Source organism: Paenibacillus wulumuqiensis (assembly GCF_000971965.1).
Lineage (GTDB): Bacteria > Bacillota > Bacilli > Paenibacillales > Paenibacillaceae > Saccharibacillus > Saccharibacillus wulumuqiensis.
Window position 1 is genome coordinate 122,801 of sequence record NZ_LAQP01000015.1, and the last position, 22,287, is coordinate 145,087.

A 22,287-nucleotide genomic window follows, 5' to 3' on the forward strand; every position below is an offset into this window, starting at 1 on the left:
GGACGGTATAACCGCTTACAGAAGTTTTACTTCATGCTTACAATATGCATGAGCAGTATTTACCCCGCGTGTTTTGCATTGAAACAAACAACGGATCGGGGCGTTTACCGCATGCTTCCCTTTATTGTAAAGCAGTCAGCTACCATAGAGCAACTTTGCGGCAAAGGGGGCCTACCCAGCTCCGTTAGCGAATCTCGGACGGACTTTTGCCGGTGTACTGCTTGAATTGCCGGCTGAAAAAGAAGATGTCCCGGTAGCCCAGCGCATCCGCCACTTCGGTTACATTCATGCCCGTATAGACGAGCAGATGCTCCGCACGTTCGATCCGCATCCGAATGATATACGATTGCACAGATACGCCCATCAATTCCTTGAACTTGATCGAGAAGTAGCGGGGCGACAATCCGGCCCGTGAAGCCAGATCCTCGACCCGGTGTGCCAGACTCGGATGCTGGCGAATATAATTGGCAACCTCCTGAATGGTCTCGTGCAGCTGATTGCTCACTTTGCGCGGAGCAGGCTTGTGCTGTTCGTCACGCAGCAGATGGATCATCAGCTGCTTCAGAATGAGGCGTGCTTCCTCCTCGGCGGCAAACGCCTTTTCCAGCAGCAGACGCACATAACGAACGAGCATGTATTCAAAATCAATCGTCTCCTCCAGCACCCGGTAGCGGGCAGGCACACGACTGACCGGCTCATTCACATCAAAATGGATATAGGTCAGAACCAGCGGCTTTTGCGGATTATGGGTAGCGGTCGTCTCATCTCCCGGACGGAACAAAAAGCAGCTTCCCTTGCTAATCGCATAAGGTTCTCCGTTAAGGATCAGTTCCCCTTCTCCACTCCACACATAGAACAGGTCGTAGTTGGGCATGGGCTTCTCCCGCTTGGGCCAGCGCCACTCCGGTTCACAGAAAATTTTGGCAAAGGCGGGCTTCAGTATAAATGAAGCAGGTGATAATTCAAGCATATTGTTCCTCCTTCTCCAATTCCTCTATCTAAATTTCCTATCGGATATCCACTATACCGCTGTAACGAATTAAACGGCTATGCGCTTATATTGCGCAAAAAGTCGGGATTCGTCAATGGTAGGTTACCTAATTAATGAAATTTTGTGGATTTATATCTGCTCCAGGCCATCCGCAGACGCCGAATCCCCTCACGGATCTGCTCTTCCGCTAGATGGGCAAAAATAAAGCACCCCGACGGCGGTCCATCCGTGAGTCGGTAATCCGCAGCATCCCGCCAACTGACTCCACAGGCATCAGCAAGCCGTCGGAACGCCTCATACGAATGCTGATCATGCTGCCAGACGCCGTATACATGCAGCCCGGAACCGGCAGACATCCACTGGAACAATCCCGGCAGCTGCTGCTCCATCTGTTCCCGGAAAATGGCATGGCGTCCTCTGTATAGACGGGTCATACGGCGCAGATGTCTCATATAATCGCCCCGCATAATAAAACGGGCCAGCGCACGCTGCTCCAGCCGTGAGGAAGGCAGCGGATCGTACAGCCGCTTGGCCGCCACGAGCGCTTCCGCAAGTCCCGGCGGCATAATCGCATAGCCGAGCCGCAGACTGGAGAACATGCTTTTGGAAAAGGAACCTACGTAGATGACACTCTCTGCCGTATCCAGTGCCTTGAGCGGCTCGATCGGCCGGCCTTCCCAGCGAAACTCGCTGTCATAATCATCCTCGATAATCCATGCTTGCCGGCGATCGGCCCACTGCAGCAGCTGCTGGCGTCTTGGCAGTGGCAGCACCGCTCCGGTCGGAAACTGGCGGCCCGGCGTTACGATCAGCAGTCGGGATTCCCACTCCTGCGGGATAATGCCCTGCCGATCGAGCGGTGCCGGGCAGACCTGTCCGCCGCAGGCAGCGATCGCCCGGTAGAGTCCGGTAAAACACGGATCTTCCAGAATGACCGGATCGCCTTCATTCACGAGCAGCTGACAGAGCAGTACGATCACTTCCATCGAGCCGCTGCACAGTACGACCTGCTCCGGCTGGGCCGCAATGCCGCGTGTCCTGCCCAGATGGCTGCAGATCGCCTCCCGCAGCATCCGGTCACCACCGGCTTCATTGGCTTCATCATGGCCGCTTCCCTGCTGCAGATCCCTGACCGCACCGGTCATGGCGCTGCGCCAGTCGGTCAGGGAACTGCCTCCCAGCAGAATCTCCTGCGCCTGAAAGTCAATCCGGTCTTCGGCCGGAACATCAGCTGGCGGATACGGCTTCATGGGCTGGCGGCGATCCAGCCCCAGCAGCCGTTCTCCCCAGCGGGACAAAGTGCGGGCCGAACTGTCTGAACCGGCAGCCGCCGAATCGGCATCGGACTTCGGCGTCTGTTCACTCCGTTCTGCTGACTGTTCCTGCAGGATCGGCAGCGTGGTGAGCTGCCGTGCTACATAGGTGCCTCTGCCTACAGCCGATTCGGTATAGCCCTCGGCCAGCAGCAAATCGTATGCTTCCGCCACACTACCGCGGGAGACGCCATAGCTCGCTGCCAGTTCACGTGTCGATGGCAGCCGGGTACCCGGCTGCAGCGAACCGTTCAGAATGGCTTCGCGCAGTGCATGATACAGCGCGATATATTTGTGACTGTGCTGCTGCAGGGCACGTTGATACGCGATGGTGATATCCATGTCCAGCTGTACCTCTCTTTCACACCTGTAAACTGTATATTCTGCAAAACCAGACTTCGACAAAATAGATTCTGTCTATCTCTGATCATACTTCAATTCATTAACGCACTAAAATTGGACCGTATCACTATACCTGAATTGGACCTTTTCACCTGACACTTTTCAGCATAAGCTGATTACCATAAATCGTCAATCCAGATAGAGACAAAGGAGAGAATATACAGATGAGAAGAAAAGAGTTTACGGTAGAGGAAGAACAGGAATTGGAGCAGTTTCTCGGAGAGGTGAGTTTTGGCTTTCTCGGTCTGGGCAGCGAGGATGGCTGGCCGCGGGTCATTCCGCTGAATTTTGCCTATCATGAAGGGATATTTTATATGCATGGCAGCCGGGCGGGAGAGAAAATGAAGCTGCTGAAGCAGGACAACCGGGTTACCTTCTCGGCAGCCCGTGAATATGCGCTGATTCCTTCGTATTTTACCGATGAAGAGATGGCCTGTCCGGCGACTGCCTTTTTCAAAAGTGTCACTGTACGCGGACATGCCGAGATCGTCACCGAGCTGGAAGAAAAGGCGGTGGCACTCAGCGCCTTTATGCAGAAGCTGCAGCCGGAGGGCGGATATGATCCGATTACGATAGATGATCCGCAGTATATCCCCCGGCTCAAGGGAGTCGCGCTGATCAAGATTATCCCGGACGAATGGACCGCCAAGTTCAAGTTCGGCCAGAATGTCAAAGGTCAGGAACGCGAACAGATCATCAGCGGCCTGCAGCAGCGAGGCTCCACCGATGATCTGGCAACCCTGGAAATGATGGAAAAATACTGTCCGTATCATCCATCTTCCGGCGAATAATTAGGAATGTGCCCATAGTCTAACCCCAATCTGAACACTGGAACAAACACTTTGAGAAATGATGAGCCGCAGCTGCCCAAATACGCTTTAAATTCACACCCTTTTCACATCTATCCGTTCAAAATCCTCCGGTCACACAGTGACACCGTAATGTGAACAATGATATACTATGAGGCAGCGAAATCAGACGGAATACGCAGCAGATTCGCCTGGTTGATATCTTCTAAACAGACCCGGAAGGATGAACAAGATGAACCCACTGGCAGGACAATTGAATGAGAATCTGAAAGCGGACAGCCCCTATATTTATGACATGCTGTCCAAGCTCGGCAAAGAGATCTATTTTCCCAAAGAAGGCATATTGAGCCAATCGGCAGAAGCTTCGAGCCAGGCCAAAAAATATAATGCCACGATCGGTATTGCTACCGAGAATGGCGGACCGATGCATCTGAAGGTCATTCAGGATTCCCTATCTGCTTTTCAACCGAAAGATCTGTATCCTTACGCTCCACCGGCAGGCAAGCCCGAACTGCGCAGCGCATGGCGTGAGAAAATGATCAAGGATAATCCGTCTCTTGCAAGTACAACTTTTGGCAATCCGATTGTTACCAATGCGCTGACCCATGGTCTGAGCATTGTGGCCGACCTGTTCGCCGACGAAGGCGATGCAGTCATCTATCCGGACAAAAACTGGGAGAACTACGAGCTGACCTTTGGCATTCGCCGCGGTGCACAGATCGTGAACTACCCGCTGTTCACGGAAGATATGCGGTTCAACAGCGATGGTCTGCGCGACGCACTGCTGAAACAGAAGGACCGCGGTAAAGCAATTGTCGTGCTGAACTTCCCGAACAACCCGACCGGCTACACGCCAAGCGTCGAAGATGGTCACCAGATCGTGGCTGCGATTAACGAAGCGGCACTGGCCGGTATTAATGTAATCGTGGTTACGGATGATGCCTACTTTGGACTGTTCTTCGAAGATTCGATGCAGGAATCCCTGTTCGGCGAGCTGAACAATCTGCATCCGCGTATCCTGCCGATCAAGATCGACGGTGCAACCAAGGAAGAATATGTATGGGGCTTCCGCGTTGGATTTATTACGTATGGCGCCCAGTCCACGACGGCACTGACTGCTCTGGAGCAGAAAACGCTCGGTATTATCCGCGCAACCATCTCCAGCGGTGCGCATCCATCCCAGACGTTTGTCCTGAACGCCCTGCGTTCCCCGGAATTCGAAGTGCAAAAAGCCGAGAAGTTCCAGGTAATGAAAGGCCGCGCCAACAAGGTCAAAGATCTGCTCGACAGCGGCAAATACGGCGATGTATGGGAATACTATCCGTTTAACTCCGGCTACTTTATGTGCCTGAAACTCAAAAATATATCCGCCGAAGCGGTACGCCAGCGTCTGCTCACCCAGTACGAGATCGGCACTATTGCTCTGGGCGAGCATGATCTGCGGATCGCTTTCTCCTGTATCGAGGAGCAGTACCTGGAAGATCTGTATGATCTGATTTACCAGGCTGTGCTGGATGTGCAGCAGGGTTAATTTTTACATTTCCATAAGGATAGTTTCCATTATAAATAGCAGCATAAATAGAAGCAGACCCCGATCATTACCGGGGTCTGCTTTTTTATGCATATCGCCCCCCTCCTGACACCTGCACTATCCATACTATTCCAATGCAGGAAAATCCCATTCCCAAACGAAATAAATTGTAGTAATATAGATCAATATGCCTATTTTTGTAAAGTGAATAGAGAAATATAGGCGATCTAGACCATATCATTAGGACCAACGCTTAAATTGATAATTCATTGGGGGAACTTGGGGAATGTTAACAAAGACAATTCGGCCGTGGGCCATGCTGCTGCTCAGCACCGCTATCCTTTTGCCGGCTTCTGGACTGACAGCGACGATTCCTGTCCACGCACAGTCGGTCACAGCGACAGATATTCAAAACCACTGGGCCAAAAGTGTACTCACGGACTGGCAGAACAAAGGCTATATTAGCGGCTTTCAGGACGGCAGCCTGCAGCCGGATCAGAGCGTAACCCGTTCGCAGCTGGCTGCCCTGATCAACAAAGCATTCGGCTTCACCTCTGCTGCGCCGATCCATTACCGGGATGTACAACCATCCGACTGGTACTATAACGATGTTGCCATCGCCAAAGCGCAGGGTTATATGGAAGGATACAAGGACTCCACTTTCCATCCGGATCAGCAGGTCACCCGCCAGGAGCTGGCGGTAATTCTCACTTCCATCAAAAAATTAAAATCATCCGCTTCCGCCAGCCGTATGAAAGATACGGCTAACAGTCCTGCCTGGAGCAAGGGCTCGATCGGTGCCGTTATCGATAACGGACTGATGAATGGCGACGAAAAAGGATTCCGTCCCCGGGATACCACGACACGGGCAGAGGCAGTCACTGTGCTAAATCGCTCGCTTCAATCCACCGGTTCCAACAACATAGTATACAATACGGCCGGCGTCTACGGCCCGGCATCCGGACAGCAGCAAGTATCCGGCAATGTTCAGCTTCATGCTGCCGGCAGCACCATTCGCAATACGGTCATCGAAGGTGATCTACTGCTCGGCCAGGGAATTGGTGAAGGAGATGCACTGCTCGATCATGTAACGGTCAAAGGAACCACTACCGTTAACGGCGGCGGCAGTCACAGCATTCATGTCAAGGACTCCAATCTGTCCAGCATGATCATCAACAAAAAAGACGGCGATGTTCGTATCGAGACTTCCGGTTCAACCGTCATTTCACAGACCGTTCTTCAATCCGGTTCCATTCTGGAAGAAAAAGCCGCTTCTGTCGGAAACGGATTCACCAATGTGGTCATGTCCTCCATGATGCCGACAGGTGCCCGGGTAACGATGAACGGACGATTCGATGCGGTGGATATCTCCGCGTCTTCACTGGATGTGCAGCTGGTTACCGGTTCGATCGATAATTTGGCTGTAGCTGCCGGCACCACTGGCAATCGTGTGGACACGACCAGTAAATCCTCTATTCAATCGGCGACGCTGAATGCCCCGGCTACCATTGGCGGCAGCGGTACAGTCGAGAAAGCCTATATTCGCGCTGATGGGGTGACCATTACTCCGCGGGTAATGCAGACGAATGTAGATAACGGGATTACCGCACGGGTAGGCGGCAGTACGGTCGGCCTTCCTTTGACCCCGACCAATACGAAGAAAAAAGATTCCAAGCATGATGAACCGGCTGTTCCGGTCAGCGATCCAGCACCGACTCCGGTGACGGATACCGATCCACAAAAAATACAGTATCTGGATGTACAGAACGGACAGATCACCCTGCCGCTGTCGGCAGGTGAGACACTGTTCCTCAGCGATATGGATGTAACGGCTGCAATAGATGGTAGATCTGTGACACTGGAAAATATCAGCTATGATAGCATGACGCGTACTTTGCATTTTAAACCGCTGAAGCTCACCCGTTATTATGGAAAAGTACTGAAGCTCACCGTAGCGCCAGCTGCCGACTCTTCCCGCCTTGCATATACATTCCAGGGCAGTGTACTAATCAGTGGAATCCTCGGCAGCATCATGGATACGAGAGACTATCCGGTAGACGAGATGAAAATTCTGTTCCGCAGAGGAATCGGTACAACAACCGGTCCGGTGGAGGCGACCGTCGTTACTGGAATGGCTGGAGATTATATGATACAACTTCCCCCGGGCATCTATACGGGAGAACTGCAAAAAGAAGGGTTCGTTACCACTTACATGACAGCCACTTCATCAGCAGACGAGCTGAATGAAGCGAATGCTGTTGCTATCCGACAGGGCGATAATGATCAGGTTCGTATCGTACTCACCTGGGATGAACTGCCCGAAGATGAAGATGCTCATCTGCTCGGCCCGACTCCGGATGGATTCAGTTTCCATACGTTTCCTTCGAATGACACATTTATCTATGACAATGAACTCTATGCCGAACTGGAATATGATTCTATAGCAGGTTATGGTCCGGAAGCGATGACTATTCGCAAACGGACAGCTGGCACCTATACGTTTTATATCGAAAACTACAGTCAGTCACACGACGGAGGTACTGCAACTCTCCGGAATTCTTCTGCCCGGGTCGAAGTCTATGATGGTGCTTCCGCGACTCCGGTCAAGACCTATCATATCCCGGCAGGCGCAGGCAATGAACGCTACTGGCATGTATTCGATATGGACATCACCGCCGGTCAGCTCAGCTTCACCGATCGCAATCTGCTGACCAATACGGCTCCTCTCTCGGCCTATCCGTCTCCACATGATGCCAATGCGGATCGGACAGAATTGTACAGGGAAGCAGATCGTATGCCAGACGATATTGTGCTGCCATACTCTACCGCTCCGATGCAGGAGCTGGCTTTGGCGGACGGCCCGCCCGCTGATGGTATAACCAGAACGGTATCTTCCGTCGAACTGCTGACTTCTATCGATCAGGATACAGATACCGGTTCTTCGGTAACAGATAATGTATATCTGGCAGCTTCCGAGACGAATAAAGGTCTGCAGCTGCTCCAGTACAACGGCAGCGCCTCTACAGCCCAGTATGAAGTCATCGTCCTACTGAAAAAGGGTGACCTCAGTCTCGAGGAGACCGTATATGTGGATGTCCCTAATCTGGACACCTGGCTGAATGAAGCGGCTCACCAGGCAGAGACACTGATCCAGCAGCATTCTGCAGATCAGGATGTAACCGGATTGCAGACGGCACTGGATCGTAAAAACAATCTGACTTCAGCCGCTGCCGTTCAGGACAAGATTTCCGTTTTACAGGAATTGAACACTGCCCTACAGCAAATAAAATAAGTACTTGCATTCAAAAAACCAGCACCGGGTATAATCCAGTGCTGGTTTTTTGGTTGAGGATATGGAGTAATTTCATTTTACATATCCCAGTCTTATGCCAGATAGGCTTCTTTAACCTGATCGTTTTTGAGCAGTTCCACCGACTGATCCTGCAAAATAATCTCTCCGGTCTGGATCACATAGCCGCGGTGGGCAATCTGCAGCGCCTGATAGGCATTTTGCTCGACCAGCAGAATCGTCATGCCCGAGGCATTCAGCTCCTGGATAATCTCGAAGATCTGATCCACGATAACCGGTGCAAGCCCCATCGACGGCTCATCCAGCAGTAGAATCTTAGGACCCATCATCAGGCCGCGGGCAATCGCCAGCATCTGCTGTTCCCCGCCGCTCATCGTGCCGCCGACCTGATGGTAGCGTTCCTTGAGCCGCGGGAAGTAGGCAAAGGACTTCTCGATCCGTTCCTTGATCAGGCTTTTGCTTTTGACCGAGAATGCGCCCATCTCCAGATTCTCCTTGACCGTCAGCCTGGGGAAAATGCGCCGCCCCTCCGGTACATGGGCGATGCCGCTCTGGGCCGTGACATGAGGCGGCTGATCGGAGATATTCTGACCATTAAACCAGACTTCCCCGCGGATCTTCACCTGTCCGCAGATCGATTTGAGCGTAGTTGATTTGCCGGCGCCGTTGGAGCCGATCAGTGTTACGATCTCGCCTTCATTTACATCCACCGTAATACCGCGCAGTGCCTGAATAGCGCCGTAATACGCTTCTACCTGCTTGAGCTGCAGCAGACTCATTCCGCCAACACTCCTTCCTCGACAGCGCTTTTGCCCAGATAGGCTTCGATCACCTTGGGATTGGAACGGATATCCTGCGGTCCACCCTCGGCGATTTTGACACCATGATCCAGCACCAGAATATGATGCGACAGCTCCATGACCAGCTTCATATCATGCTCGATCAGGATGATGGAGATATCCAGCTCCTGTTGAATCCGGCGGATGAGCGAGGTGAGATCTATGGTCTCCCGTGGATTCATGCCGGCTGCCGGTTCGTCGAGCAGAAGCACTTTGGGCCGGGCCGCCAGTGCGCGGGCAATCTCCAGTCGGCGCTGGGCTCCATAGGACAGGCTGCTCGCTTCGGCATTGTACCACTCTGCCAGTCCCACATATTCGAGCATCCGGTACGCTTCCTGCTGGGACGTATGCTCTTCATGCCGTACTCTCGGCAGATTGAGCAGGGTACCGATCACGCCTGTTTTCAGATGGATATGCATGCCGACCTGTACATTCTCCAGCACGGTCATACTGCCGAACAGCCGGATATTCTGAAACGTACGAGCGATGCCTCTGCCAGTAATCCGGTCCGGTTTCACATTGACGATGGACTTGCCGTCCAATTCGATCTGTCCTTCATCCGGTACATAGATACCGGTAATCATATTAAAAAAGGTCGTCTTGCCCGCTCCATTCGGACCGATCACCGCAGAGATCTGTCCCCTCGGAAACTCAAAATCCACTCCACTGACTGCGGTCAGTCCGCCAAAGCGCTTGGTTAGACGGTTTACCTTTAAAATACTCATGACTGCATCCTCCTCATAGGCGGGATCGATTTGGCCCGGTGTATATTTCCGGTTCCCCGGCAGTTGTAGATACCGGGATCATCCGTACAGGCGTGTACCGGTTCAGCAGGGCAGCCGTCCAATGATTACATGCTGACGCCCACAATGATTTATTCGGGTCTGGCTTTGGCTTTGATCGCAGCAGCAGGAACTTCATGATGTTGATGTGGACCACCGGTCACCACCTCCTTGGGAATTTTGCGGTTTTTGGCGGCGATCAGTCCATTCGGCCGGAAGATCGCAACCAGAATCAGGATCATACCGAAAATAAACCGCTGCATTTTGGAAGGTGATAGTGCATTGGGCACTTCAATAATACCCTGCATGGAGAGCTGGTTCAGCCAGTTCGTCAGCTCGGTTAGCACCTGCAGATTGAGAATGGTTACCAGACTCGCACCGAGGATAACACCGGGCACGCTGCCCATACCGCCCAGTACGACCATGACCAGAATCGTCGTCGATTCGATCAGTGTAAAGCTCGTCGGATCGATAAATGTCTGCTTGGCCGCGAACACCACACCCATCATCCCGGAAAAGGAAGCACCGATCGCAAAAGCAATCAGCTTGGTGCGGATCAGCGGAATACCCATCGACTGGGCGGCAATCTCATTTTCCCGTACCGCTTTCCACGAACGCCCCAGCCGGGAATGCTCCAGTCGTCTGACGGCGAAGATGACCACCAGTAAAATGGCAATCACGATAAAGTAATATTGATGCGGAAACGTAAAATCAAAGCCAAACAGATCCGGCGGCTGAATCGAAGACAATCCCATCGCACCATTCGTAATATTGACCGGCTTCTCGAGGTTGTTGAAAATAATGCGGATAATCTCTCCAAAACCCAGCGTCACGATCGCCAGATAATCCCCTTTGACCCGCAGCACCGGCAGCCCGAGCAGAATTCCGAAAATGCCGGCCATGAATCCGCCGATCAGAATGAAGATCCAGAATGTGCCGCCGGAGAGTGGAAACAGATCGCCCGAGATAAAGTTATTCGCCTGGTCGGTCGCAAAGATCCCGTAAGTGTATGCGCCAACCGCAAAGAAAGCGACAAAGCCCATATCCAGCAGACCGGCAAAGCCGACCACAATATTCAATCCCAGCGCCATCGCTACATAGATCCCGCACTGGGTCGCCACTTCCATATAGGAGTCATAGGACGAGCCTCCTGACGACGCGAACGGTATGACGACCAGCAGCAGGATCAGGGCAATCGTCCATTTGATCCCATTGGTAAAGGACGTATAATACAGCAGCAGCAAGGAAGCGAGCAGCAGCAGAAAGGCGGTGACCGAACGCTCCATCAGATGCACAGCCGCTGCTGTTACGAGCGTGAACAGCACCAGTAGAATGATCTGCGCCAGCTTGTTCTCTCGCAGGGTGATACGCATATTGGCCCATTTGCTCATCGGTTCCACCTACACTTTCTCTTTGACGGCTTTGCCAAACAAGCCCTCTGGTTTGAATATCAATACGACGATCAGAATCGCAAAGGCAAATACATCCTTGTACTCTGCGCCAAAATTACCGCCGGTCATAATACCGAGGTTCGCCGAAGCGAACATTTCCAGTACACCGATGACAATGCCGCCGAACATCGCACCGCGGATATTGCCGATTCCGCCCAGCACGGCTGCCGTGAATGCCTTGAGTCCGAGGATAAAGCCGATATACGGATCAATCGTGCCGTACTGCTGGGCGAACAGCACACCGGTCGATCCGCCAAGCGCCGATCCGATAAAAAACGTCAGCAGAATCACCTTGTTCACATTGATCGACATCAGGGCAGCGGTATCCCGATCCTGGGCGACTGCCCGCATCGCTCCGCCCCATTTGGTCCGATTAACGAAAATATCCAATCCGATCATTAGCACAATTGCTACAATAAAAATAAAGATCGTATTCGTCTTCACCGTCGCATTGCTGAACATCGCTGTCATCGATGAGAAGCCTAGCGTGAAGCGTCCATCGAACAGCTGCGGCACACTGATGATATAATTGCCGGTTTTCAGTTCCGCGATAAAACGCACCAGATCCTGCAGCACAAAGGAAACCCCAAACGCGGAAATCAGTGAAATCAGCTTGGGTGCTTTGCGCAGCGGACGGTAGGCGACACGCTCGATCCCTACCCCGAGCGCCCCTGTGACCATCATGGCGATAAAGATAATGAGCACATACGAGACCCAAGCAGGCAGACCACCCAGCCAGCCCATCGACTGAAACAGCAGCAGCACCGATGTACCGGCAAATGCTCCGGTCATGAAAATCTCGCCATGCGCAAAGTTGATCAGTTCGAGAATGCCGTATACCATCGTATATCCGAGCGCTACCACCGCATAGATCGCTCCCAGCGCCAGGCCATCGATCAGTACCTGTGGCAGTGTTTGTAAAATGCTTGCGAACATGAACGCACCCCTTTCCATCGCTATAAAACAAGGGCCAACAGGTATGCCGTCAATCCGCACATACCTCTTGGCCGCATGTTGATGTGCTGCAATTATTGGCTGACTTCGGATACCAGCTTGCCTGGATACGTATCATCGGCAAATTCGTAAATATATACTTTGGCGTAGGCGTTGTCCCCTTTATCATCAAAGCTGACTTCGGTGGCAATGCCTTTGAAATCCTTGGTGGCCCGTACACCGTCGCGCACGGCTTCACGGGATGGCATCTCTCCGCCGCCGCTGTCCAGCGTCTTCTTGATCGCATCCAGCATAATGGTCATGGAATCATAGGCGTAAGCGGAATAACCTTCCGGTGCCTTGCCAAATTCCTGCTGATAGCGGGCTGCCCAGTCGGAGCCGCCTTCCATTTTGGCGATCTCACCGGCTACCGAGCTGTACAGTGCTCCTTTGACATCGGCACCGGCGATCTCGACCAGTCCCGAGGAATCCAGCGCATCGCCGCCCATGATCGGAGCCGTAATTCCTTTATCCCGTGCCTGCTTGATAATCAGTCCGCCTTCGGCATACAGACCGCCAAAGAAGATAAAGTCCGGATTTTGCGTTGCAGCAATATTCAGCACCCCGTTAAAATCCTTCTCTCCTACCGTGATGCCTTCATAACCGGCAATCGTGGCGCCCAGCTCCTGTGCTTTATCGCGGAAAGCTTCAGCCAGTCCCTGTCCGTAGGCTGTCTTGTCCTGGATAACAAAGATCTTTTTGGCCCCGACCGTCTTCACCGCATACTCTGCAGCGGCCGGTCCCTGAAAGTCATCCCGTGCGACGACGCGGTTAGCCACTTTTAGCTTACGATCGGTAAATTCGGTCGCCGTGCTCGCCGGGGAGATCATCGGAATATTGTATTTTTCATACACAACCGAAGATGGAATGGATACACCGGAGTTCAGATGACCGATAACACCCAGCACAGCCTGATCCGCACCGATCTGCTCGGCATTGGCTACACCTTTTTTGGGATCACCTTGATCATCATAAGGAACGAGCTCCAGTGAATAACCAAGCTTGCTGAAGTCTTCCTTGTGATCTTCCATCGACATCTGCGCTCCCAGCCGGATCGCTTCGCCCTGGATCGAGCTGCCCCCGGATAATGGAGATTGTGTTGCAATTTTGATCACTTTACTGCCGGCACTTCCGCTGTCCCCGCCGGATGCTGCACCGGTCGTTGTTGCACTGCCGCCATTGCCGCATCCCGCCAGCAGGCCCACTGCGAGGGCCGCTGCCACTACACCATTCCATCTCCATCTCATACTACTTAATCCCCCTTTTAATGTAAGTTTAATTAACATTATGTGGTACGATAGCTTGTTTAAAGTATACATACATTCCATACATCCGGCAATCAGAAATTGTGAATTTATTAATCATAAAATGGAATATATTATGAATTAATATTTTAAATAAACGTATATTTTACTAAATTCAATCTTAAATCGTTCGTTTAAAGCAAAATGATATATGTTTATTACATATTCATGCACCTTTAATCGCTTTTCATTTTCCTCCAGTATAGGTTTCTATAGTTTTTCGTAGGTGTATTTTATAATAATATGCCACTTAATATGTAAATAAATATGACTTTATTATTTGTTAAATAAAATTTATATAACATTTACATTACATAATCATACTCTGTTCCTATATAGAAATAAGAAATACGTACACAAACATAAAAAAACTCCGGCAGGCGATCCCTGATCCGGAGTTTTTGTTTTTGATGAGTTCATGTGGATTGTTTATATTCGGCTACCAATCGGCGATTCCTCAGCTCGTTGCAGTAAAGGTCTTTTTCAGCGCATCATCTACCGATACATATTCATAGCCCAGGTCCCGGGCGACTGCCGCGTAAGTCATGGCACCGGCAGCCGTATTAACGCCCAGCTTGAGTGACGGATTGGTCATCAGTGCTTCACGCAGTCCGCGATTGGCGATCTGCGATACATAAGGCATGGTCGCATTGGTCAGCGCCATCGTCGATGTTCTTGGTACGGCACCCGGCATATTGGCGACAGCATAATGCAGTACGCCATGCTTTTCATAAGTCGGTTCGTTATGCGTAGTGATCCGGTCTACCGTCTCCACGATGCCCCCCTGATCGACAGCGACATCGACAATAACTGAATACGCTTCCATTTGTTTAACCATCTCTTCTGTAACGAGCTTAGGCGCCTTGGCTCCCGGAATCAGCACTGCACCAATTACCAGATCCGAACTGGCTACGGCATCAGCAATATTATACGGGTTGGACATCAACGTCTGAATGGAATGGCCAAAAATATCCTCCAGCTGACGCAAACGATCTGCACTCAGGTCGATCATTGTGACATCCGCACCCATGCCTACGGCTACTTTGGCTGCATTGGTACCCACGACACCGCCGCCAATAATGGTCACTTTTCCTTTTTTGACACCCGGTACACCGCTGAGCAGTATCCCTTTGCCACCATGCGGACGCTCCAGGAACTGGGCACCGATCTGTACCGCCATCCGGCCAGCCACTTCACTCATTGGAGTAAGCAGCGGCAGGGTACGATTCACCTCTACCGTCTCATAGGCGATCCCGATTACTTTTTTCTCGATCAATGCGGCGGCCAGTTCAGGCGCGGCGGCCAGATGCAGATAGGTGAACAGAATCAGTCCTTCGCGGAAATAGCCATACTCCGACGGCAGTGGTTCTTTGACCTTGAGAATCATCTCGGCGGTCGACCAGACTTCGGCTGCCTGCGGAATCACTGTTGCGCCTGCCTGTTCATAAGCTGCATCCGTAAATCCGCTGCCTTGGCCTGCACTGCTCTCCACGTACACCTGATGCCCTGCCATCGCCAGCGTTGTTACACCTGCCAGCGTAATCGCTACACGGTTTTCATTGTTTTTAATCTCTTTCGGGATACCAATCTTCATCGGGTTGCCTCCTTCAGATAACGTGCCTGTTCGTACCCTCATTATAGGATAGATAAAATGGCATGTAATCGTCCAGTTCCCCAAATTTTAACAATCTCAATTGTGTAAAAATACAAAAAGCCTAGCAATACGTCATAATTACTGACATATAATTGAGCCAAATGTCGGTTAAGCTCATCTATGACGAATGATTGATGCAGTATTAACTTCCTTCATCAAACCAGAGCAGCTTGAGTTCCAGATACAGGGTGACTTTCTCTGCCATGCTGTCCAGATTCACCTGTCCTACCTCGGCAATCCGCCGCAGCCGGTAATTGAGCGTATTCGTATGCACGTGCAGCTGGGCGGCTGCCTGCTTGGCATCACTGTCATGATCCAGAAATACCGCCAGCGTCTGCAGCAGATTGCTGTTGTGTTCCTGATCATAGGCGGCCAGCCGGTCGATCGGCCCCCAGCTTACCGGGAACTGCTCGGCTTCGCGGTGCATCGCATTCAGATACCGATAGAATCCCGCATCCGGGTAATAATGAAGGACACGGGTCTCCGGCAGATGCTGATGCAGGGTGATCAGTTCCCGTGCCTGCCGGTAGCTGCGCTGGATATGCAGAACGGAGCTGAATCCTTCGCCGGCGGCATAACAGAGCCCCTCGACCGGCAGCAGCTGGCGCAGCCGCGTAATGATCAGCCCGATCCGTGCAGACAGTTCGGCAGAGTGATCGGATCGGAATGGACCATTCATCCCGCAGAGCAGAATCAGCCGATTCGGCTCCGGCAGCTGCAGATGGATTTTGACTGCATATTCGGCAGAAGCCTGAACGACTCTGTCATACCAGCCGCTGGTATCCTGCTGCCCTCCCTGCTCCATCACCAGCACATATCCTGCATCAGGAAGTTCAATACCCGCCTCTCTCGCCTGTTCTGCCGCCTCCTGCTCGGACGGGAAGCGTCCGTTCAGCAGCCTACGGAACAGTTCGATCTTTTGCTGGCGCTGCTGCTGCTGGATCATTTTGGAGGCGGCAATCCGGGCGCCGCGCTTGAACTGCCGCAGCTGCTCTGCCGTGTAGGAACCGTCATTTTCCAGCAGCCAGATATAGCCGATCACCTCATCATAATGACGCACCGAGATCGCCATCCGGCTGCGCAGCCCTACCTCGCTGAGCTCCCGGATATGCTGCGGTTCCTCGCTGTCCAGCAGCCGCTGCATCGCTCCGGACTCATACAGGGCACGCTGCACATGCTCCGGTACTTTGCGTCCCACAATGGTCGCAATCCGGGCCGGGTCTGTATTCGGATCATGGGTACTGTAGGCGAGCAGCCGATGGCTCTCATCCTCGATCGTCACCGGACTGCCCATTACTTCGCTGATCGTCTCGGCCAGCGTCTGCAGACTGTCGATCTGGCTGTCGATTATATGCTCCAATGTCATACACCGCCTGTCTCTTCGGTTTGGGCCGCTGCGGCTCGCAGGTTGCCCGGCGTCCGGCAGCGGATAGAAAAGACCGGATTGGACAGCATCCAATCCGGCATATCATGATATTACATTCATTTTACTCCATCCATTCACTCTATCCACCCTTACGTCTACAGCTCATCCTCCGCTGCCAGATCGCGCAGCCACTTACGATTCAGGGAGCTGCGATACAGCCATACCATGACCAGACCGGCAGCCAGTGTCCAGACGATCCGCACCGGATCACCGGCGGTTGCCAGCGGAATCCAGAGCAGGATAGCGATCAGCAGCTGTACCTGGGTAATCAGACCGACCGTCTCCAATCGCTGGGACGTCGGCGGCAGTGGATAAATGGACAGCCACAGGGTGTCCGTATGCTGCTTGCGCAGAGTAGTCATCTGCATACCTGCCAGCAGAATGAACAGCAGATAGACAGCGACACCAAACCATGATTCCCGGGTAAGCAGTACCAGCAGCATCCCGAACAGTACAAACCGGATCAGGGTAGGCAGCAGTTCACTGCGCACCAGCGTCTTGGAGACGAGAAAGCGAAACGCCCGCTCCTGCTTCCAGGGTACCCGGTTACCGACAAAGGACAACCAGCGGCGGCGATTAATCTTGCGCTCACCGGTCGGCACATCCACAAACCAGCCCAGCATACGCATAACGGCGGTAGCATGATTCTTCTCGGCAGCAATCAGTCGTTCCCACGGAACCTGGGCTTTGCCCGGCATTCGCAGCAGACCATAATACACGGCGGCTCCGATTAGCAGCACGATCGTTCCTGTCCACAGCGGCAGCCACAGATAAGCGGCCAGCAGGGCGATGACTGCCACATAGCGCAGCAGTCGGTAGATGACCCGTAGAGCATCGCCATTGATCCGCAGCTCCTGCCAGCTGCCGTAATTGCTGACTATTTTGAGCAGCAGCAATAGTGCCAGCGTGAGCAGCAGCGGCTTGGGATCAGCGGCGGCCCGGATATAGAACGGCCAAGCAATCAGCGTAATCAGCAGCAGCCAGATGTACTTGCCAATTACTGCACCACGCCAGCCCGGAGCAAAGTACTCACGCATTCTGGTCTCCATCGGCAGCATGAATACGACGTCCGCAGGACGCATATAGGTGCGCACTGTACCGTACACGGTCAGCGGTGTCAGAAGAATCAGCATGATCCAGTATACAGGCAGACCCGGCGGCAGCTTTTGCAGAAAGGTCGTATACCAGGCGGCAAAGGCAATGAGCAGAAACAGGGTTACAACAGCCAGACCGCTCTGTATGACATACTGCGTATACGGAAGTATCCTGGACCAGAAGTCGGCCCTCCGCTGCTGACGCAGCCGCAGCAGATCATTCATCGCTAACCGTCCATTTGGAGTCCTGAACCAGATCGTAGAAAATCTGCTCCAGCGGTACTCCCTGCTGACCCGTCTGCTCACGGATCTGTTCCAGGGTGCCCTGCACGATGACACGGCCTTTGTGCAGCACGATAAACCGGTCACAATAATTCTCGATCGTTGACAGGATATGCGAGCTCAGCAAGATGGAAGAACCATTTTGCTTGGTCTCCACCATAAAGTCGAGCAGGGACCGGATACCGAGCGGGTCCAGTCCGAGGAACGGCTCATCGATAATATAGAGCGGCGGTGCTGCGACAAAGGCACACATAATCATGACTTTCTGCTTCATGCCCTTGGACAGATGCATCGACAGACTGTCTTCCTTGTCTCCCATATTGAACAGCTGGATCAGCCGCCGGGAGCGCTGCTCATAATCTTCCGGACTCACGTTATAAGCGCGGGCGGTAAATTCCAGATGCTCGCGTACCGTCATCTCTTCATACAACTGCGGGGATTCCGGCACAAAGGCCAGCGAAGCCCGGTACTGCTGCGTATCTGCGGACAATGTAGAGCCCTGGATACGCACTTCTCCACCCTGCGGCGTCATCAGACCGAGGATATGCTTCATTGTTGTACTCTTGCCTGCACCATTCAGGCCGATCAATCCGATCATCTCACCACGGCCAACCTCAAAGCTGATATCGTGCAGGACAGGCTTGCCATGACTGTAACCGCCGGTCAGGCGGTTAACGTTAAGTACAGATACCTGTTCCATAGTTAAGACCTCACTTTTCGTCCTGGGAAGCTTCACGTTTGGCTTTTAGCCATTTTGGCGCTCCCTTGCTTTTTTGATCGGCTTTTCTTACTTTGGTTCTGCCATCTTTTTTGGAGGTGGAGCCTGTACGGCCGGCGGCTGGGTTGCCTCCGGAAGATGGTCTTCCTTTATCATCGGCTGGCATGGCACGTGCGGACGAGCTGGATGTCTGATCCAGTGTTCCGCTAGGCTGTCCGGCAGGAGCTGCTTTTGCCGGACGGGATGGCGAGCTGGATGGCTTGCGCGCCGGACGTTTGACCACTTCATCGCTCCGAAGAACCTGACCCGCTTCCAGCACCTGTTCTTCCAGGTTAATATTCAGCGTCTCGGCGAACTTGCGCATAATGAAGCGTTCGCGATCGGTCACGATGGAAGCGGAGACACCTTTTTTGCCCATACGACCGGTACGTCCGCTGCGATGCACATAGAATTCCGCATCAAAGGCCGGGTCCAGACTGACAACCAGATTCAGGTCTTCAATATCCAGGCCGCGTGCCGCCACATCGGTCGCTACCAGTACCTGCACCTTGCCGGAGCGGAACTGGGACAATACCGTACTGCGGGTTACTTTATCGGCATCGCCGTAGATGGCGCGTACTTTGAAGCCCATATAATCGAGCTTGGACTCGATTTCGGCGATCTGTTCCGTCGTATTGACGAAGACGATAGAGCGTGGAGCCTTGTAATGACGCAGCACACGACGCAGCGTGTCCATTTTGTCCCGCTCTTCGGTTACGAAATAGACATGCTCAATCGCAGAGGCCGTATGACGCTCCGGCTCGATACCAACGGTGGCCGGATCTTTCATATCCCGGTAGGCTACGCTGCGGATCTCTTCATTGACCGTAGCAGACAGGAAGACGAGCTGACGATCACGGCGCGCACTCTTGATGATACGCTGCACATCGGCACCGCCACCCAGACCCAGCACCTGATCGACTTCATCGACGACGATCACGTTCACTTCGTGCATTTTCAGCTTGCGCATATTGATCAGTTCGTTGATCCGTCCCGGTGTACCGACCGCAATATGCGGATGACGCTTCAGTTTCTCGACCTGACGCTTGATTGCTGCGCCGCCGATCAGTCCGAGCGTCGTAATGCCGAGGTCTTCGCCGTACCGTTCGCTTTCGCGGACGATCTGCATCGCCAGCTCCTGTGTAGGTGCCAGAATCAACGCCTGCATCTGCTTGTGCTGCGGATCGATCTTCTGCAGAATCGGCAGCAGATAGGCCAGCGTCTTGCCGCTGCCGGTCTGGGACTGGGCTATAATATCCCGTCCTTCCAGCATCAGCGGAATCGTCTCCTCCTGTACGGGCGAGGGAGCCGTAATACCATAACGGGCGAGTGCATCATGAAGGGATTCTTTAATGCCCAACCCGAGAAAATTCAATTTTGATTCCATAGGTTTCATCCTTTATCGTTCAAGTTAAAGTGTATGCAAATCAACGGACACAGCCATGATCCTTACAGAGCACAATACTTTACCATTATATCAGCATTTTGCATAAATCCGAACTGTAATATGCATTTCAGCCGCCTCCGTCATTTGCGGTCAAAAAACCGGTAGGTGAGCCGATCGGCCAGACGCGGACAGAGCGAATACAGCCGCAGCCCAAAAGCGGCGATGCCCGGCAAATCCGACTCTTCCCGCTTTTTGCGCATGACACGGACAATCTCCCGGCATACCCGTTCGGCCGGCAGCATAAATCCGCTCACATTGCGCACATATTCCCCGGAAGGATCCGCCCTTTCAAAAAAAGCCGTGCTGATCGGTCCCGGATTAATAGAAGATACGGTAATGCCGGTGCCGCGCAGCTCCTGACGCAGCGAGTTGGTGAAGCCCAGCACAGCATGCTTGGTCGCGGTATAGGCGGTGGATTTGGCGGTGGCAAACTTGCCGGCCAGTGAAGCCACATTGACGATCTGTCCGCTGCCTGCTACCAGCATATGCGGCAGTACGGCTTTCGTACAGCGAACGATACCGAGATAATTCACATCCATCATCTCGCTGTATTCCTCCAGCTCCATCTCCTGGATCGTTTTGAACTGGCCGTAGCCGGCGTTGTTGAGCAGAATATCGATCCGGCCGTACTTCTCCATGACCTGCCGGACGACCCGATCAATCTCCTCTGCATTCTGCACGTCCATGCGCATAACCTCATGCGGCCCGTTAAGCCGCCTTGACAGCTCTGACAATTTGTCCACAGAGCGTGCGGTGAGGATCGGGATCGCACCCTGCTCCAGCAGCAGCGGAGCCACTCCTGCGCCCAATCCGCTGGATGCGCCTGTTATTAATATCACTTTATTTTCCAGATTCATACCGTTCCCTCCAGTCTCTTCTATTTTAAGAGATTCACCGCCAGATATCCAGCAGACAGCATTTTACTGATTATGACTAAAGTTCTGAGCGGCAAAGGCGAGAAAGTCAAATAGCCCTCCGCTGATTCGCGAAGAGCCATATTGATATTTGAGATTATTGGGGTCTTGTATTTATAATAACTACTATCATCTTATTCTCTCATACAGCATTTCCCCATAAAAAAACGATGTCCTCATGACATCGTTTTTGCTTTGCCGTATCGTGGATCAGGATACCATAACCTGAATATCCAGCTCGCCAATCCCTTCCATAATCAATGGAATGGTCAATGCTTTGGCAGAGGTAAAGGTAATTGCACTTGTTTTCATCACTTTTGGAGGTGTGATATCTACGGTTACGCCCTGGTTGGACAAAATGGTACTTGCATTACCACTGATCATATTGCCGAGCTCGGAAATGGCACTTTGTCCCATCTCGTCCATCTCTGTCATTACAAATCCGCCCATCATGGCCGAGACCATCCGCAAAGCTACACTCTCATGAATACCAAAAATAATATCGCCGCTCATTTGTCCGGTCATGCCAATCTGGATCCAGATATGGTCGTCCACCAACTCAATATCCTTAATGCCGAGACTTCCGGTAGAAGGGGCCACCTGAACCACCTGTCCGATAACCAACCTTGCTGCTTCTAAAAATGGATTAATAACTTCCGCCTTCATACTTTAATACTCCCCTCTACTTATGGGTTACTATTTTAACTGAAACTTATGACCTATGAATTGTAATGTTATTATAACTTATAACCTAGGACAATTCATCCAGAAACATTGGAAAACTTCGATAATAATTAAAATTTGTTTGAAAATAAGGTTTTCATCGATGATAGAATGTCGATTTCTAGGTACAAAGAATGGTGTGTATGCTGTTTTATAGGTCCAATCGACTGCCTTTTTATTATTATCGGATAGTAAGAGGGTTTTATGTAGATTAGAATGTGCTGAATAAATCGGTTTGGGCCAATTATTTTGCAGATTTTACAAA

The 22,287-nt window shown here is 52.2% G+C and carries 17 protein-coding genes; 3 read left to right on the forward strand and 14 right to left on the reverse strand.

Annotated elements, in window-relative coordinates:
* Positions 1-184: 184 nt before the first annotated feature.
* Complete coding sequence (locus WH45_RS17850) at positions 185-970, reverse strand: helix-turn-helix domain-containing protein (protein WP_046215787.1); 786 nt, start codon at positions 968-970, stop codon at positions 185-187.
* 131 nt (positions 971-1,101) lie between these two features.
* Positions 1,102-2,646 carry a MocR-like pyridoxine biosynthesis transcription factor PdxR gene (gene pdxR, locus WH45_RS17855; RefSeq protein WP_046215788.1) on the reverse strand — a complete coding sequence of 515 codons (1,545 nt, stop codon included), beginning with the start codon at positions 2,644-2,646 and terminating at the stop codon, positions 1,102-1,104.
* Positions 2,647-2,870: 224 nt separating this feature from the next.
* On the opposite strand from pdxR, the gene WH45_RS17860 reads away from it, so the two are divergent.
* The 3 genes from WH45_RS17860 (at position 2,871) to WH45_RS17870 (ending at position 8,338) form a co-directional block, all read left to right on the forward strand.
* Complete coding sequence (locus tag WH45_RS17860; protein WP_046215789.1) at positions 2,871-3,497, forward strand: pyridoxamine 5'-phosphate oxidase family protein; 627 nt, start codon at positions 2,871-2,873, stop codon at positions 3,495-3,497.
* Between the two features lie 250 nt (positions 3,498-3,747).
* The gene (locus WH45_RS17865; RefSeq protein ID WP_046215790.1) at positions 3,748-5,046 is read left to right on the forward strand and encodes an aminotransferase class I/II-fold pyridoxal phosphate-dependent enzyme; all 1,299 of its coding nucleotides are present in this window, start codon (positions 3,748-3,750) and stop codon (positions 5,044-5,046) included.
* Between the two features lie 286 nt (positions 5,047-5,332).
* Positions 5,333-8,338 carry an S-layer homology domain-containing protein gene (locus WH45_RS17870; protein WP_046215791.1) on the forward strand — a complete coding sequence of 1,002 codons (3,006 nt, stop codon included), beginning with the start codon at positions 5,333-5,335 and terminating at the stop codon, positions 8,336-8,338.
* Between the two features lie 92 nt (positions 8,339-8,430).
* Here the strand turns inward: WH45_RS17870 and WH45_RS17875 are convergent, their stop codons facing one another.
* The 12 genes from WH45_RS17875 to WH45_RS17930 all read right to left on the reverse strand — a co-directional run bounded on the left by WH45_RS17875 (position 8,431) and on the right by WH45_RS17930 (position 21,965).
* Positions 8,431-9,135, reverse strand: a complete 705-nt coding sequence (locus WH45_RS17875) for an ABC transporter ATP-binding protein (protein ID WP_046215792.1) — start codon at positions 9,133-9,135, stop codon at positions 8,431-8,433.
* The gene (locus WH45_RS17880; RefSeq protein ID WP_046215793.1) at positions 9,132-9,920 is read right to left on the reverse strand and encodes an ABC transporter ATP-binding protein; all 789 of its coding nucleotides are present in this window, start codon (positions 9,918-9,920) and stop codon (positions 9,132-9,134) included. Before WH45_RS17880 ends, WH45_RS17875 begins: the two co-directional genes overlap by 4 nt.
* Positions 9,921-10,069: 149 nt before the next feature.
* Positions 10,070-11,368, reverse strand: a complete 1,299-nt coding sequence (locus tag WH45_RS17885) for a branched-chain amino acid ABC transporter permease (RefSeq protein ID WP_046215893.1) — start codon at positions 11,366-11,368, stop codon at positions 10,070-10,072.
* Positions 11,369-11,377: 9 nt separating this feature from the next.
* Positions 11,378-12,364 (reverse strand): branched-chain amino acid ABC transporter permease, encoded by a 987-nt coding sequence (locus tag WH45_RS17890; protein WP_046215794.1) that lies wholly within the window; start codon positions 12,362-12,364, stop codon positions 11,378-11,380.
* 92 nt (positions 12,365-12,456) lie between these two features.
* A complete protein-coding gene (locus tag WH45_RS17895) occupies positions 12,457-13,668 on the reverse strand; it encodes a branched-chain amino acid ABC transporter substrate-binding protein (RefSeq protein WP_046215795.1) in 1,212 nt (403 codons plus the stop codon).
* A 514-nt stretch (positions 13,669-14,182) separates the two neighbouring features.
* A complete protein-coding gene (gene ald, locus WH45_RS17900) occupies positions 14,183-15,319 on the reverse strand; it encodes an alanine dehydrogenase (RefSeq protein ID WP_046215796.1) in 1,137 nt (378 codons plus the stop codon).
* 202 nt (positions 15,320-15,521) lie between these two features.
* Entirely contained in the window at positions 15,522-16,745 is a 1,224-nt protein-coding gene (locus tag WH45_RS17905) for a PucR family transcriptional regulator (protein ID WP_046215797.1), read from the reverse strand.
* Positions 16,746-16,900: 155 nt separating this feature from the next.
* Complete coding sequence (locus tag WH45_RS17910; RefSeq protein ID WP_046215798.1) at positions 16,901-18,124, reverse strand: ABC transporter permease; 1,224 nt, start codon at positions 18,122-18,124, stop codon at positions 16,901-16,903.
* Positions 18,117-18,881 (reverse strand): ABC transporter ATP-binding protein, encoded by a 765-nt coding sequence (locus WH45_RS17915; protein ID WP_046215799.1) that lies wholly within the window; start codon positions 18,879-18,881, stop codon positions 18,117-18,119. Before WH45_RS17915 ends, WH45_RS17910 begins: the two co-directional genes overlap by 8 nt.
* Before the next feature lie 10 nt (positions 18,882-18,891).
* Positions 18,892-20,325, reverse strand: coding sequence for a DEAD/DEAH box helicase (locus WH45_RS17920; protein ID WP_046215800.1), 1,434 nt, complete (start codon positions 20,323-20,325; stop codon positions 18,892-18,894).
* Between the two features lie 140 nt (positions 20,326-20,465).
* Positions 20,466-21,242 (reverse strand): SDR family NAD(P)-dependent oxidoreductase, encoded by a 777-nt coding sequence (locus WH45_RS17925; protein WP_046215801.1) that lies wholly within the window; start codon positions 21,240-21,242, stop codon positions 20,466-20,468.
* A 267-nt stretch (positions 21,243-21,509) separates the two neighbouring features.
* Positions 21,510-21,965 (reverse strand): chemotaxis protein CheX, encoded by a 456-nt coding sequence (locus WH45_RS17930; RefSeq protein WP_046215802.1) that lies wholly within the window; start codon positions 21,963-21,965, stop codon positions 21,510-21,512.
* Positions 21,966-22,287 lie beyond the last annotated feature (322 nt).